At 71.5% G+C, this 13,715-nt stretch carries 13 protein-coding genes; 7 read left to right on the plus strand and 6 right to left on the minus strand.

Annotated elements, in window-relative coordinates; translation table 11 throughout:
• Positions 1 to 56 precede the first annotated feature (56 nt).
• From tyrS to OF819_RS01665, 3 genes are all read right to left on the minus strand, one after another.
• The gene (gene tyrS, locus OF819_RS01655) at positions 57 to 1,328 is read right to left on the minus strand and encodes a tyrosine--tRNA ligase (protein WP_267241434.1); all 1,272 of its coding nucleotides are present in this window, start codon (positions 1,326 to 1,328) and stop codon (positions 57 to 59) included.
• 96 nt (positions 1,329 to 1,424) lie between these two features.
• A complete protein-coding gene (locus tag OF819_RS01660; RefSeq protein WP_267241435.1) occupies positions 1,425 to 2,816 on the minus strand; it encodes a metallopeptidase TldD-related protein in 1,392 nt (463 codons plus the stop codon).
• Between the two features lie 82 nt (positions 2,817 to 2,898).
• A complete protein-coding gene (locus tag OF819_RS01665; protein WP_267241436.1) occupies positions 2,899 to 4,425 on the minus strand; it encodes a TldD/PmbA family protein in 1,527 nt (508 codons plus the stop codon).
• 282 nt (positions 4,426 to 4,707) lie between these two features.
• Between OF819_RS01665 and fabG the strand changes: the two genes are divergently transcribed.
• The 3 genes from fabG (at position 4,708) to OF819_RS01680 (ending at position 7,059) form a co-directional block, all read left to right on the plus strand.
• Positions 4,708 to 5,427, plus strand: a complete 720-nt coding sequence (gene fabG, locus OF819_RS01670; RefSeq protein ID WP_267241437.1) for a 3-oxoacyl-[acyl-carrier-protein] reductase — start codon at positions 4,708 to 4,710, stop codon at positions 5,425 to 5,427.
• Between the two features lie 4 nt (positions 5,428 to 5,431).
• Complete coding sequence (gene fabI, locus OF819_RS01675; RefSeq protein WP_267241438.1) at positions 5,432 to 6,199, plus strand: enoyl-ACP reductase FabI; 768 nt, start codon at positions 5,432 to 5,434, stop codon at positions 6,197 to 6,199.
• A 455-nt stretch (positions 6,200 to 6,654) separates the two neighbouring features.
• Positions 6,655 to 7,059, plus strand: a complete 405-nt coding sequence (locus OF819_RS01680) for a hypothetical protein (protein ID WP_267241439.1) — start codon at positions 6,655 to 6,657, stop codon at positions 7,057 to 7,059.
• Here OF819_RS01680 and OF819_RS01685 read toward each other — a convergent pair.
• Positions 7,022 to 7,708: a FadR/GntR family transcriptional regulator gene (locus tag OF819_RS01685; protein WP_267241440.1), complete on the minus strand. Its 687-nt coding sequence runs from the start codon at positions 7,706 to 7,708 to the stop codon at positions 7,022 to 7,024. The two genes, OF819_RS01680 and OF819_RS01685, sit on opposite strands and share 38 nt — an antisense overlap.
• A gap of 79 nt (positions 7,709 to 7,787) precedes the next feature.
• Between OF819_RS01685 and OF819_RS01690 the strand changes: the two genes are divergently transcribed.
• The 4 genes from OF819_RS01690 to OF819_RS01705 all read left to right on the plus strand — a co-directional run bounded on the left by OF819_RS01690 (position 7,788) and on the right by OF819_RS01705 (position 10,432).
• Complete coding sequence (locus tag OF819_RS01690) at positions 7,788 to 9,137, plus strand: CynX/NimT family MFS transporter (protein ID WP_267241441.1); 1,350 nt, start codon at positions 7,788 to 7,790, stop codon at positions 9,135 to 9,137.
• Positions 9,138 to 9,154: 17 nt separating this feature from the next.
• Positions 9,155 to 9,271: an SGM_5486 family transporter-associated protein gene (locus OF819_RS01695; protein WP_267241442.1), complete on the plus strand. Its 117-nt coding sequence runs from the start codon at positions 9,155 to 9,157 to the stop codon at positions 9,269 to 9,271.
• A 273-nt stretch (positions 9,272 to 9,544) separates the two neighbouring features.
• Complete coding sequence (locus OF819_RS01700) at positions 9,545 to 9,826, plus strand: hypothetical protein (protein ID WP_416370450.1); 282 nt, start codon at positions 9,545 to 9,547, stop codon at positions 9,824 to 9,826.
• Between the two features lie 87 nt (positions 9,827 to 9,913).
• Positions 9,914 to 10,432: a SixA phosphatase family protein gene (locus tag OF819_RS01705; RefSeq protein ID WP_267241443.1), complete on the plus strand. Its 519-nt coding sequence runs from the start codon at positions 9,914 to 9,916 to the stop codon at positions 10,430 to 10,432.
• 146 nt (positions 10,433 to 10,578) lie between these two features.
• Here OF819_RS01705 and serB read toward each other — a convergent pair whose 3' ends face one another.
• Both serB and OF819_RS01715 read right to left on the minus strand, forming a co-directional pair.
• Complete coding sequence (gene serB / locus OF819_RS01710) at positions 10,579 to 11,790, minus strand: phosphoserine phosphatase SerB (RefSeq protein ID WP_267241444.1); 1,212 nt, start codon at positions 11,788 to 11,790, stop codon at positions 10,579 to 10,581.
• A 209-nt stretch (positions 11,791 to 11,999) separates the two neighbouring features.
• Positions 12,000 to 13,481 (minus strand): streptophobe family protein, encoded by a 1,482-nt coding sequence (locus OF819_RS01715; RefSeq protein ID WP_323748884.1) that lies wholly within the window; start codon positions 13,479 to 13,481, stop codon positions 12,000 to 12,002.
• Between the last annotated feature and the right edge of the window lie 234 nt (positions 13,482 to 13,715).

Raw genomic sequence — 13,715 nt, forward strand, 5'->3', positions numbered from 1 at the left:
GGTCAGCCCACCGGCGCGGCGGCCCGGTCAGCCCGGGCCGCCCTTCCGGCGGCGGCTCAGCCCTCCGGGGCCACCTCGATGGCCGCCAGGTTCTTCTTGCCGCGGCGGAGCACCAGCCAGCGGCCGTGGAGGAGGTCCTCCCGCGCCGGGACGGCGTCCTCGGCCGTGACCTTGACGTTGTTCACATACGCACCGCCCTCCTTGACGGTGCGGCGTGCGGCGGACTTGCTCGGCGTCAGGCCGACCTCCGCGAACAGGTCCACGACCGGGGTCAGCTCGGCAACCCGCGCATGCGGCACCTCCGAGAGCGCCGCCGTCAGCGTCGCCTCGTCGAGCCCGCCCAGCTCGCCCTGCCCGAACAGCGCCCTCGACGCGGCGATGACAGCCGCGCACTGGTCGGCCCCGTGCACCAGCGTCGTCAGCTCCTCGGCCAGGGCACGCTGCGCCGCCCGCGCCTGCGGACGCTCCGCCGTCTGCTTCTCCAGTTCCTCAAGCTCCTCACGGCTCTTGAAACTGAGAATCCGCATGTACTGGGAGATGTCCCGGTCGTCCACATTCAGCCAGAACTGGTAGAACGCGTACGGCGTGGTCATCTCCGGGTCCAGCCAGACCGCGCCACCCTCGGTCTTGCCGAACTTGGTGCCGTCCGACTTCGTCATCAGCGGCGTCGCCAGCGCATGCACCTCCGCGTCCGGCTCCAGGCGGTGGATCAGATCCAGACCGGCCGTGAGATTGCCCCACTGGTCGCTGCCGCCCTGCTGGAGCGTGCAGCCGTACCGCCGGTACAGCTCCAGGAAGTCCATGCCCTGCAGGATCTGGTAGCTGAACTCCGTGTAGCTGATGCCCTGTTCGGACTCCAGACGGCGGGCGACGGAGTCCTTGGCGAGCATCTTGTTGACCCGGAAGTGCTTGCCGATGTCCCGCAGGAACGCGATCGCGGACAGCCCGGCGGTCCAGTCCAGGTTGTTGACCATGACCGCGGCGTTCTCGCCCTCGAAGGACAGGAAGGGCTCGATCTGGGCCCGCAGCCGCGTCACCCAGTTCGCGACGGTCTCCGGGTCGTTCAGCGTCCGCTCCGCCGTCGGCCGCGGGTCGCCGATCTGCCCGGTCGCCCCGCCCACCAGCGCCAGCGGCTTGTGCCCGGCCTGCTGGAGCCGGCGGACGGTGAGCACCTGCACCAGATGCCCGACGTGCAGGCTCGCCGCCGTCGGGTCGAAGCCGCAATAGAACGTGACGGGACCGTCCGCGAGCGCCTTGCGCAAAGCGTCCTCGTCAGTGGACTGGGCGAACAGCCCGCGCCACTTCAGCTCGTCGACGATGTCCGTCACGGTTCTCGGTCTCCTCGGAGTGAGTGTCTTGTCGCAGTGGTGGATCACATCAGGTGTGCGTGGATCTGAGCCCAGTCTATGGGGGCTCCGCAGGGCTCAGATCCCCTGGCTGACGGAGCTCATATTGAAGTCCGGCACGCGCAGCGCCGGCATCGCGGCCCGGGTGAAGTAGTCGCCCCATTCGCGCGGCAGCGTCTTCTCGCTCCGCCCGGCCTCCGCGGCCCGCGACAGCAGGTCCACCGGCGACTCGTTGAAGCGGAAGTTGTTGACCTCACCGACCACCTCGCCGTTCTCGACGAGATAGACGCCGTCCCTGGTCAGCCCCGTCAGCAGCAGCGTCGCCGGGTCCACCTCGCGGATGTACCACAGACAGGTCAGCAGCAGCCCCCGCTCCGTGGCCGCCGCCATCTCCTCCAGCGAGCGCTCGCCGCCCCCGTCCAGCACCAGATTGCCGGCCGCCGGGGTCACCGGCAGCCCGGTCAGCCCCGCGCTGTGCCGGGTGGTGATCAGATGCGCCAGCTTGCCGTCCCGGATCCAGTCCGTCGCCGTCAGCGGCAGACCGTTGTCAAACACCGACGCGTCGTCCCCCGACGCATGCGCGATCACAAACGGTGCGGACTCCAGACCAGGCTCATGCGGATCGCTGCGCAGGGTGAGCGGCAGCTCGGACAGGGTCTCGCCGACCCGCGTCCCGCCGCCCGCCTTGGAGAAGACGGTACGGCCCTCTGCCGCGTCGCGGGCCGACGACGACCAGAACTGGTAGATCAGCAGATCGGCCACCGCGGTGGGCGGCAGCAGCGTCTCATACCGGCCGGCAGGCAGCTCCACACGCCGCTCGGCCCAGCCGAGCCGCTTGCCCAGCTCCGCGTCCAGGGCGATCGGGTCCACATCTTTGAAGTCCCGCGTGGCACGGCCCGCCCATGCGGAACGGGCGCGGTCCGGGCTCTTGGCGTTCAGCTCCAGCGTGCCGTTGGGCTGGTCGTGCCGCAGCCGGATGCCCGTCGAGGTGCCCAGATAGGTCGAGGTCAGCTCATGGTTGGCGAAGCCGTACAGCTCACGGCCGCCCGCGCGGGCCCGGGCGAACGCCTCACCCAGCGCGGGCGCGAAGTCCGCGAACACGCCGGACGACGTCTCGGCGGGGGCGTCGGTGAAGTCCGGGGCCGACGGCGCCCCCGCAACCAGCGGCTGGGCGTCCTCGGCCGGCCCGGCGCCGCGCGCGGCCGCCTCCGCGGCACGCACCAGCGGTTCGAGATCGTCCGCGGTCACCGCCGACCGGGACACCACCCCGGAGGCGACCCCCTCGGCCCCGTCGACGGTCGCCACGACGGTGAGGGTGCGTCCGCGGGTGACGCCGTTGGTGGTCAGGGCGTTGCCCGCCCAGCGCAGATTGGCCGAGGAGTGCTCATCGGCGATCACCACACAGCCGTCGGCCGCGGACAGCTCCAGGGCCCGCTCGACGATCTCGTACGGCTTGCTGACACGGCTCATCGACCGGCCTCCTGCGTCGTGTTGAGACTGTGCTTGCCCGGGGGGCGGCCCCCGGACCCCCGGCAGGTTCCGTGGCGCGCGCTCACCGCCCCGCCTCCTGCGTCGTGTTCAGGATGTTCACGCCCCGGAACAGGGCCGACGGGCAGCCGTGGGAGACCGCGGCGACCTGGCCCGGCTGGGCCTTGCCGCAGTTGAACGCGCCGCCCAGGACATATGTCTGCGGGCCGCCCACCTTCTCCATCGAGCCCCAGAAGTCCGTCGTCGTCGCCTGGTACGCGACGTCCCGCAGCTGCCCGGTCAGCCGCCCGTTCTCGATGCGGAAGAAGCGCTGCCCGGTGAACTGGAAGTTATAGCGCTGCATGTCGATCGACCACGAGCGGTCGCCGACCACATAGATCCCCCTCTCCACGCCCCCGATCAGGTCCTCCGTCGACAGACCTCCGGGATCGGGCTGCAGCGACACATTGGCCATCCGCTGCACCGGCACATGCCGGGGGGAGTCCGCGTAGGCGCAGCCGTTGGAACGGCCGAGACCCGTCAGCTTCGCGATCCGCCGGTCCAGCTGGTAGCCGACCAGCGTGCCGTCCTTGACCAGATCCCAGGACTGCGCCTCGACGCCCTCGTCGTCGTAGCCGATCGTCGCGAGCCCGTGCTCGGCGGTCCTGTCACCCGTCACATTCATCGCCGAGGAGCCGTACGCCAGCTTCCCCAGCTGGTCGAAGGTGGCGAACGAGGTCCCCGCGTACGCCGCCTCATAGCCCAGCGCCCGGTCCAGCTCGGTGGCGTGGCCGATCGACTCATGGATGGTGAGCCATAGATTCGACGGGTCGACCACCAGGTCGTACCGGCCCGCCTCCACGCTCGGCGCGCGCATCTTCTCCGCCAGCAGCGAAGGGATCTGCTCTAGCTCCGCGTCCCAGTCCCAGCCGGTGCCGGTCAGATACTCCCAGCCGCGCCCGACCGGCGGCGCGATGGTGCGCATCGAGTCGAACTCGCCGGTCGTCTCGTCGACGGCGACGGCCGTCAGCTGCGGATGCAGCCGCACCCGCTGCTGGGTGGTCACCGTCCCCGCCGTATCCGCATAGAACTTGTTCTCATGGACGGTCAGCAGGGAGGCGTCCACATGCGCCACCCCCTCCGCCCGCAGCAGCCGCTCGCTCCACTCGGCCAGCAGCCCCGTCTTGTCCTCGTCCGGCACGGTGAAGGGATCGACCTCGTACGAGGAGATCCAGGTCTTCTCCGCGTGCACCGGCTCCTCGGCGAGCTCCACCCTCCCCACGTCGGAACCGGCCGCCGCGATCACCTTGGCGGACAGCTTCGCCATGGCCACCGCCTGGCCCGCGACCCTGGCGGCCGCGTCCATCGTCAGGTCCACCCCCGAGGCGAACCCCCACGCGCCGCCGTGCACCACCCGCACCGCGTACCCGAGGTCGGTGGTGTCGGCCGACCCGGACGGCTTGGCGTCCCGCAGCCGCCAGGCGGCGCTGCGCACCCGCTCGAACCGGAAGTCGGCGTGCTCCGCCCCGAGCGCACGGGCCCGGGCGAGCGCGGCGTCGGCGAGCGCACGCAGCGGCAGCGCCAGGAATGTCTGATCGATCTCATGGGGCACAGCGGCCCTCCCCTTCTCACCGGGCGACGACAAGGCGACTACAACCCGCAGTGAATCATGCGGTGCCCACCGTCACGTCGGCCATCGCTTTCCGGGGATTGCACCGCCCGGCCGCGCAGGCGCGCCTCCCCCGACCGATCCGCCCGGGCCGACCGGACCGCCCGCGACTGTAGGGATCCAACAGTCGCCGCAGGAAGGCGCTGTCAGGGCCCGATTCCTCGTACACGCTCCGGTACCGATAGTTTCTGTCGGTATCAAGACCGCTATCGAAAGGGTGATCCGTTGAGTCGCTCGGTTCTCGTCACCGGAGGAAACCGGGGCATCGGCCTCGCCATCGCCCGCGCGTTCGCCGAGGCCGGCGACAAGGTCGCGATCACCTATCGGTCGGGTGAGCCTCCGGAGGAGCTGGTCAAGCTCGGCTGTCTGCCGGTCCGCTGCGACATCACGGACGCCGAGCAGGTGGAGCAGGCCTACAAGGAGATCGAGGACAAGCACGGTCCCGTGGAGGTGCTGGTGGCCAACGCCGGCGTCACCAAGGACCAGTTGCTGATGCGGATGTCCGAGGACGACTTCACCTCCGTACTCGACACCAACCTCACCGGCGCGTTCCGCGTCGTGAAGCGCGCCAACCGCGGCATGCTGCGCGCCCGTAAGGGCCGTGTCGTGCTGATCTCCTCCGTCGTCGGGCTGCTCGGCTCGGCAGGGCAGGCCAACTACGCCGCCTCCAAGGCCGGCCTGGTCGGCTTCGCCCGGTCCCTCGCCCGTGAGCTGGGGTCGCGGAACATCACCTTCAACGTCGTCGCGCCCGGTTTTGTCGACACCGACATGACCAAGGCGCTCAGCGACGAGCAGCGCGCGGGCATCGTCTCGCAGGTGCCGCTCGGCCGCTATGCGGAGCCCGGGGAGATCGCCGCCGCGGTGAAGTTCCTCGCTTCCGACGACGCCTCGTACATCACTGGAGCCGTCATCCCGGTTGACGGCGGATTGGGCATGGGTCACTGATCACATGAGTGGAATCCTCGCCGGCAAGCGCATCCTCATCACCGGTGTGCTGATGGAGTCCTCCATCGCCTTCCACACCGCGAAGCTGGCCCAGGAGCAGGGTGCGGAGATCATCCTGACGGCCTTCCCCCGGCCCACCCTGACCGAGCGCATCGCCAAGAAGCTCCCCAAGCCCACCAAGGTCATCGAGCTCGACGTCACCAACGAGGAGCATCTGTCCCGCCTCGCCGACCTGGTGCGCGAGGAGCTCGGCAGCCTCGACGGCGTGGTGCACTCCATCGGCTTCGCGCCGCAGGACGCACTCGGCGGCAACTTCCTCAACACGCCCTTTGAGTCCGTCTCGACCGCGATGCACGTCTCGGCGTTCTCGCTGAAGTCGCTGACGATGGCCTGCCTGCCGCTGATGCAGGAAGGCGGCTCGGTCGTCGGCCTGACCTTCGACGCGCAGTACGCCTGGCCGCAGTACGACTGGATGGGGCCGGCGAAGGCGGCGCTGGAGGCCACCTCCCGCTATCTCGCCCGCGACCTGGGCAAGCAGAACATCCGCTGCAACCTGATCTCCGCGGGGCCGATCGGCTCCATGGCCGCGAAGTCCATCCCGGGCTTCTCCGATCTGGCGGACGTCTGGAACCACCGCTCCCCGCTGGAGTGGGACCTCTCCGACCCCGAGCCGGCCGGCCGCGGCGTGGTCGCCCTGCTGTCGGACTGGTTCCCCAAGACGACGGGCGAGATCATCCACGTGGACGGCGGCCTGCACGCGATCGGCGCGTAGGCGCCCCGAGAGGGCGCGGGGCTGTACCGATGTGCGGCTTCCCCGCGCCCCAAAGGGGCATAGGGGCCGCGGGTCTGTGTCGATGTGCGGCTCCGCCGCGTGGGCGCGACCAGCCACGATGTGCCTGCACGTGCGTGACGGCCTGCATGCGTCCGCAGGAGTCTGGGGCTGTGTCGCTGTGCGGCTTCGCCGCGTGGGCGCGACGGGCCATGGCGCGCCCGCGCACGCTCGGCGGCGCCGGTCGCGGCACTTCCTGCGGCGCTGAACCCGGCCGTACGGCCCCCACGCCCCGTTTCCCGCCCTCCGCGGGGCGCGGGGCGTCGCCCGTTCGGCCCACCGGGGCGCGCGCCGCACCCCGGGGCCGTACGACCCTGAAAGGGCATTCCCCCTTGTGGTGCCGCCGCGACGAAAGGCGCTCGCGTCCTCGTCGCAGTACAGCCGAGGAGGTCCTGCTTGTGCGCACGAACTGGCGCTCCGCCTCCATACTGGCCACGGTCACGGTCCTGCTGTGGGCTACCCCGACCGCATCCCAGCCGCACCGCCGGATCTCCCAGCCGGCCGCGCAGCCCTCCTCCCGGGCCGCGGAGACACAGCCCACCCTTCCCCGCCCCGTCTACCAGGCCGAGTGCCGGCTGGCCGTCGAGGGCTCGCGGGCCACCGCGTACTGCCACAATCCGTATCCGCAGGCCGATCTGGTCCGGCTGCACATCGAGTGCGAACGCTGGTGGGACATCGACGTCGACACCGCTCCCGTCGAGCTCGGCGCGGCCGGATACGCACAGCTCACCAGCCGCTGCTGGAAGGAGATCCGCTCCGCCTGGGTCAGCCACCGGCCGGCGGCGCCGTCCGCAGGCACATAAACGGATAGCTCCCCGCCTCCGCGGCCGCCGCCTCGCCGTCGCCGCCGCGGACCGCCTCGACCAGCCGGGCGTGGTCCATGTGGTTCTCCGGGCGCAGTTCGCCGCCCACATCCCCGCGCAGCCAGTCGCGCAGCAGATCGCCCAGATCCGCATAGAGCTCCGTGAGCACCTCGTTGTGCGAGGCGGCCACCACTGCCAGATGGAAGGTGGTGTCGGCGGAGACGAAGCGCTCCGCGTCCCCCGCGGCCCATGCCTCTTCGCGGCGGGCGAGCAGGGTGTCCAGCTGCTTCAGGTCCTTCTCGGTGCGCCGCTCGGCGGCTAGCCGTGCCGCCGAGGATTCCAGGGTGGAGCGCAGCTCGGCGATATGCCGGGGGTCGGCGTCGGCGAAGCGGCGGTGCATGACCCCCGCGAGTTCGCTGGTCGCCATGACATACGTCCCCGAGCCCTGGCGGATGTCCAGCAGGCCGTTGTGAGCGAGCGCCCGCACGGCCTCGCGCACGGTGTTGCGGGCCACGCCGAGCTGCTCGACCAGCTCGGGTTCGGTCGGAATCCGCGAGCCCACGGGCCATTCGCCCGACGTGATCTGGTTCCGCAGCTCGGCGATCACCTGATCCGAGAGTGCGGAACGCCGGGGTGAGCTCAGCGCCATCGTGTCGCTCCTTCTGCGAGCCGTGAGGGCAGGTCGGCGATTGGACAACCAATCATCCCATGATTCTATGATGGGCGTCATGCCCGACGAGACCGACACCCGGATCCAGACAGAGACACGCACGCAGCCCCGGCCACCGGCCCACGACCCGAGTCTGCGCGAGGACGCCTCCCGCGCGGCGGGCTACGCCACGGCCGGTTCCGATACGCAGCCCTCCGTCTGGGTCGCCCGGCTTGTCATGGCCGGCATCGTCCTCGCCGCGCTCAACCTCCGGCCCGCCATCACCAGTCTCGGCGCCCTCCTCGAAGAGGTCCGCGTCGGGCTGCATATGAGCGGCAGCGTCGCCGGACTGCTCACCTCGGTGCCGACGCTCTGCTTCGCGGTCTTCGGCATCGCCGCGCCGCGGCTCGCCCGCCGCTTCGGCCCCGGCGCGGTCGTCTGCGCGGGCATGGCCGCGATCGCGACGGGACTGGCCGTCAGGCCCTTCGCCGACGCCACCCCCGCCTTCCTCGCCGCCAGCGCCCTCGCCCTGATGGGCATCGCCGTCAGCAACGTCCTGATGCCGGTGATCGTCAAGCGGTACTTCCCCGACCGCATCGGCTCCATGACCGGGCTGTACTCCATGGCCCTGGCCCTCGGCACCTCCCTGGCCGCAGCCGTGACCGTCCCCATGACCCAGGCCCTGGGCGGCAGTTGGCGTGCGGGCCTCGGCATCTGGGCCGTGCTCGCCGCCGCCGCCGTACTGCCCTGGCTCGGGCTGGTCCGCGACCGCACGCCCGGCGCCGGAAGCCGGTACGGCTCCGAAGGCGCCCGGCGCGCCGATGAGGCGGCCGACGGGCCTGCCGCGGCTCCCCGCGTCATCCGCAGCCGCACCGCCTGGGCGCTCGCGGGCTTCTTCGGGCTCCAGGCCACCGGCGCGTACATCACCATGGGCTGGATGCCGCAGATCTTCCGTGACGCCGGGGTCTCGGCAGGCACGGCGGGGCTGCTGCTGGCCGTCACCATGGCCATGGGCGTGCCGCTGGCGTCCGTCATCCCCCGGCTGGCCGCCCGGATGCGGAACCAGGGCCCCATCGTCGTCGTCCTCGCCCTGTGCGGGCTCACCGGCTACCTCGGGCTCTTCCTCGCGCCCGCGGCAGGGGCCTGGGCCTGGGTGCTCCTGCTCGGCGTCGCCAACTGCGCCTTCCCGCTCGCCCTCACCATGATCGGCATGCGGGCCAGGACCGGCGCCGGCGTCGTACGGCTCTCGGCGTTCGCCCAGTCCGTGGGCTATCTGATCTCCATCCCCGGGCCGACCCTCGTGGGCGCGCTCTACCAGCACAGCGGCGGCTGGGGGCTGCCGCTGGCCCTGATGGCGGGGCTGACGCTGCCGCAGATGGCCGTCGGGGTGCTGGCCGGCCGGGACCGGACGGTCGAGGACGAATGCTGAGATGCGAGACTGGCGTCATGCCTGTTCTCGACCCGAATCCGCCCCAGGGCCAGAAGAAGCTCCTCATGGTCTTCGGCGTGATGCTCGCCATCACCGTCGTCATCGGCGTGATCGCCTCCATCGCCGCGCCCTGACCGTGACGCCCTGACCGCGACGTCCTGACCGTGACGCGCTGACCGCGACGTCCTGACCGCGATGGCCGCCGCGCCGCTGCCGCGGCCAACTGACCTCCGCGACGCCGTGCGGACGGCCGCCCCGGACCCGACGGGGTAGGGCTGGCACCCCTGTCCCCTAGGGGGCAGGACTCAGGGTCAAGTGGGTGGGTTGCCGGATGGGCCGGCCGCAGTGTGATCCGTACGTTGGATGCAGTTCCCCACCACTGCACCCCGAGATCTACGGAGGCGGCCATGTCGGCCCATGCGCACATCAGGACCCGCCGCCCCCGCACCCGTCTCCGTAGCCCCCGCGTCCCCCATGTCCCCGGCATCCCCCGTATCACCCGCGCCGGCCGCAGGCCCATAGTCCTGGGCGGCGCGGACGCCCGGCTGCCGTGGTGGGCCCTCGCCCTGCCGCTGATCGCCTTCGTCTGCCTCCTCGCGCTCATCTTGGACGGAGGGCGGGCGGAGGCCGCGGGAGACCCTGCCCTCGGCAGACTCCTTGAGCACATACGGCAGACGTTCACCGGCTGACGGCCCCGATGATCATCGTTCACCCGTCACGGGGGAGGTCGTCAACACCCTGCGCCCCGTGGCGCGTTTCATGCGAAGCTGGGACGCATGAGCGTCGCAGAACTCCGCAGGATTGTCCTCTTCCGGCATGCCAAGGCCGACTGGCCACAGGTGTCCGACCACGAGCGACCGCTCGCCGAGCGGGGCCGCAAGGACGCCCCGGTCGCCGGGCGCAAGCTGGCGGACACCGGCATCTCCTTCGATCTGGCCCTCTGCTCGACCGCCACCCGGACCCGTGAGACCTGGAAGCTCGCCGTACAGGAGTTCCCGCGCCGGCCGAAGACCGTCTATGAGGAGCGGGTCTACGAGGCGTCACCCGGTGAGCTGATCGCCGTGCTCAACGAAATCCCGGACGATGTGCAGAACGCCCTCCTCATCGGCCACAACCCCGGGGTGCAGGGCCTCGCCGAGATCCTCTCCTCGGCATCGGAGGGCGACGCCGGCGAGCGGATGGCCCACCGCGGCTTCCCGACCTCCGCGTTTGCGGTGATCTCGTTCAGCGGCGCCTGGAAGTCGCTGGAGCCCGGCGTCGGCACGCTGGTCGACTACTGGGCGCCGTCCAAGTAGCCGGTCCGCGCCCCATCGGCGCGGAACAGGCCGAGTCCCGGCGCCGGGGCGGCGCCGGGACTCGGTTCGCTCAGCCGGGGACCGGCCCTGTCGGCGTGTGCGTCCGGCTCCGGCCCTCGCGCGGCTGAGTTCGCATCGTGGGCGGCTCAGTCCCCGTCGACGTCCGCCGCCTCGACCTCTTCGCGGGTGATGCCCAGCAGATACAGCACCGTGTCCAGAAACGGCACATTGACCGCGGTGTGCGCGGCCTCGCGGACCACCGGCTTCGCATTGAAGGCGACGCCCAGACCGGCCGCGTTCAGCATGTCCAGGTCGTTGGCGCCATCGCCGATCGCCACGGTCTGCGCCAGAGGCACGCCCGCCTCCGCCGCGAACCGGCGCAGCAGCCGCGCCTTGCCCGCACGGTCCACGACTTCGCCGACGACCCGGCCCGTGAACTTCCCGTCCACGATCTCCAGTGTGTTCGCCGAGGCGAAGTCCAGCCCGAGGCGATCCTTCAGATCATCGGTGACCTGGGTGAAGCCGCCCGAGACGACGCCGACTTGGTAACCGAGCCGCTTGAGCGTGCGGATCAGGGTCCTGGCGCCCGGAGTCAGCGTGACCTCCGTGCGCACCTTCTCCACGACGGACGCGTCGAGCCCGGCGAGCAGCGCGACCCGGGCGTGCAGCGACTGTTCAAAGTCCAGCTCACCCCGCATTGCGGCGGCGGTCACCTCGGCGACCTCCTTCTCACAGCCTGCGTGCGCGGCAAACAGCTCGATGACCTCGTCCTGGATGAGCGTCGAGTCGACGTCCATCACCACCAGCCGCTGTGCCCTGCGGTGCAGCCCGGCGGAGACCACGGCCACATCGACGCCGATCTCCGCGGCCTCGGTGGCCAGGGCCGTGCGCAGCGGTTCGGTCTCCACACCGGAGATATCGAACTCCACGGCTGTGACGGGGTACTTCGCCAGCCGGAAGATACGGTCGATATTGCCGCCCGCGCCGGTGATCCTCGCCGCTATGGCGGCGGTGGACTCCGCGGTGAGCGGGTGCCCCAGCACGGTGACATGGGAACGGCCGCTGCCGCGCGGCCGGTTGTCGCCGGTGCCGGAGATGATCTCAGCCTGGAGCTGGAGGGAGTCCGCCCAGCTGTGCACGGTGGCGCGCAGCTCGCCCTCGGCGGTCGCACCGCCGGCCGGTGCCGTGACCAGTGCGCACAGCATCAGGCGGCCGCGGGCGACGACCTGCTCGATGTCGACGACCTCGACGGAGTAGGCGGCGAGGGTGTCAAAGAGGCCGGCGGTGATGCCGGGACGGTCCTTCCCGAAGATTTTCACGAGAAGGGTGCGTGCGGCTGGGGTCTGCGATGCGCTCATGGTGTTTCCACCGTATCGGGCATACGGGCGACCGACCTCCCCCGTCCCGCCACCCGGACAGCCCCGGACCACATTGTCCCCCGCCGTTTCCCCGGACTTCCACGACGGTTCCCGCACCGTGCGCCTTCCGGGCCCGGCCCTTGGGCGCGCCGGTCCCCGCGGGGGCGCGGGCCCGCGCGGACAAGGCCCCGCACCCCGGGCGCGCCCGTTCACCCACTCCCGCGTCCGCGCCCGTCCCACCTCCCCGGCAGCCGCAGATACGGGTTGGTGTCCGGGTTCGGCGCCCGGTACGAGGGGGCCGACGGCTGGTACGGCCCCGGAGCGTCCGGGGCCGTACCGCGGGGCTCGCCCCGCATCAGGGCGTACACCAGCAGCCCCCCGGCCGCCCCCGCCCCGGCGCCCCACATCGCGCCCAGCAGCGCTGCCACCCCGATCGCCCCCCGCAGCGAGACCTCCGCGCCCACGGTGTCGATGCCCAGCACGGACAGCGACGCGTCCACCGACACTCCCGTCAGCCACACCAGCAGCGCCAGCCCCGCCCCTGCCGCCAGTCCAAGCCGCAGCGCCGTACGTGCGGTGAAACGGAGTGCCGAGCAGCCCCACGCCTCCGCGCCCCAGGAGCGTTCCGCCGCCAGGACCCCCGCGCAGAGCATCGCCACGCCCGCCGCGACGGCGAGCAGCCACACCCGGCCGTCCAGCTCGGCCAGCCGGCCCACGGTCACCGGGCCGGTGGACCCCGAAGAGACCAGCAGGTCGTCCAGCGGGTGCGGCAGCACCCGCTCCAGGCCACCGGTCACCCGGCCCTCCCAGGGCACGAAGAGCCCGAGCGACAGACCGACCCACACGCCGTTCGGCGCGCCGAGCACGGCGGCTCCGGCGATCCGTCCGGGGTTCTCGTCGCCGATCGCCGCGTACCCCGCCGCCGCGTACCCGGCGAGCACCGCCGTCAGCGCGACCGTCACCGCCGCCGACACCGCGGGCCGCACCTTCCGCACGGCCTCCCACATCGCGCCCCGCGGCAGCGGGGTGCGGCGCGAGGCCAGCAGGGCGAGCGTCAGCACGCCGAGGACCCATACCGCCGCGCCGGCCAGCGAGTCCGCCGTGTTGACGCTGTAGCCCACGGCGGCCTCGGCCGCCACCCGCTCCCCGGCCCCGCCGGGGAGCAGATCGCCCACCACGGGCAGGTCCACGGAGGGGACCTCCACCTCCAGACCGTCGATGGTGACGACGTCGTGCCCCGCCCACGCCAGCCCGCCCGCTGCCGTCACGAAGAGCACCGTCACCGCGGTCGCGCGGGCGAACAGCTCCCGCGCCGCCAGATGCACGGCGTACGGCCGCACCCTGCGCAGCGACCGCAGAAAGACGTACGCGAGGAGCACCGCCCCGACCAGCCCCACCCCGAGTGGCGTGATATCGACGGCTGTCCGCGCCTGCGCGCCGCCGTCGATGCCGAAGGCGGACACATCGCCGGTCGGCGTCACCGAGCCGCCGATCGCGAGCACCACCGCGGCGGCGGTCATCGGCCCCAGCGCGGCGGTCGCATCGGCCCCCAGCAGATGCAGCCCCAGCGCCGCCGCACCTGCCATGCCCGCCAGCGCCCAGCTCACCGCGGCGACCGCCGACAGCAGTACGCTGCCCCACCGCACCGAAGGCGTCCGGCGGCCGGTGTCGTCGTTTGTGCCAGAGTCCATCCGGACCCCCCGATCCCCCCACTGGGATTTGACCCAGTTGTCCCCAACTGCGCATGATCCATGCGCAGTCATGGGTTCTCATCACTCTCCGGGGGAGTTTCTCCCCCGTCAACGGCCATCCCGAACAGGCTCTTCACAGGCCCGGCTTTCGGTTGGGGGACCGGGCCTGAAATAGTTCCCCCCGATGTTCGCCATCCCTAGACTCCCTGTGATGGGGGTCACTCGGGGGACAAC

Origin of the sequence: Streptomyces sp. PR69 (assembly GCF_026420845.1) — a bacterium.
Classification (GTDB): domain Bacteria; phylum Actinomycetota; class Actinomycetes; order Streptomycetales; family Streptomycetaceae; genus Streptomyces.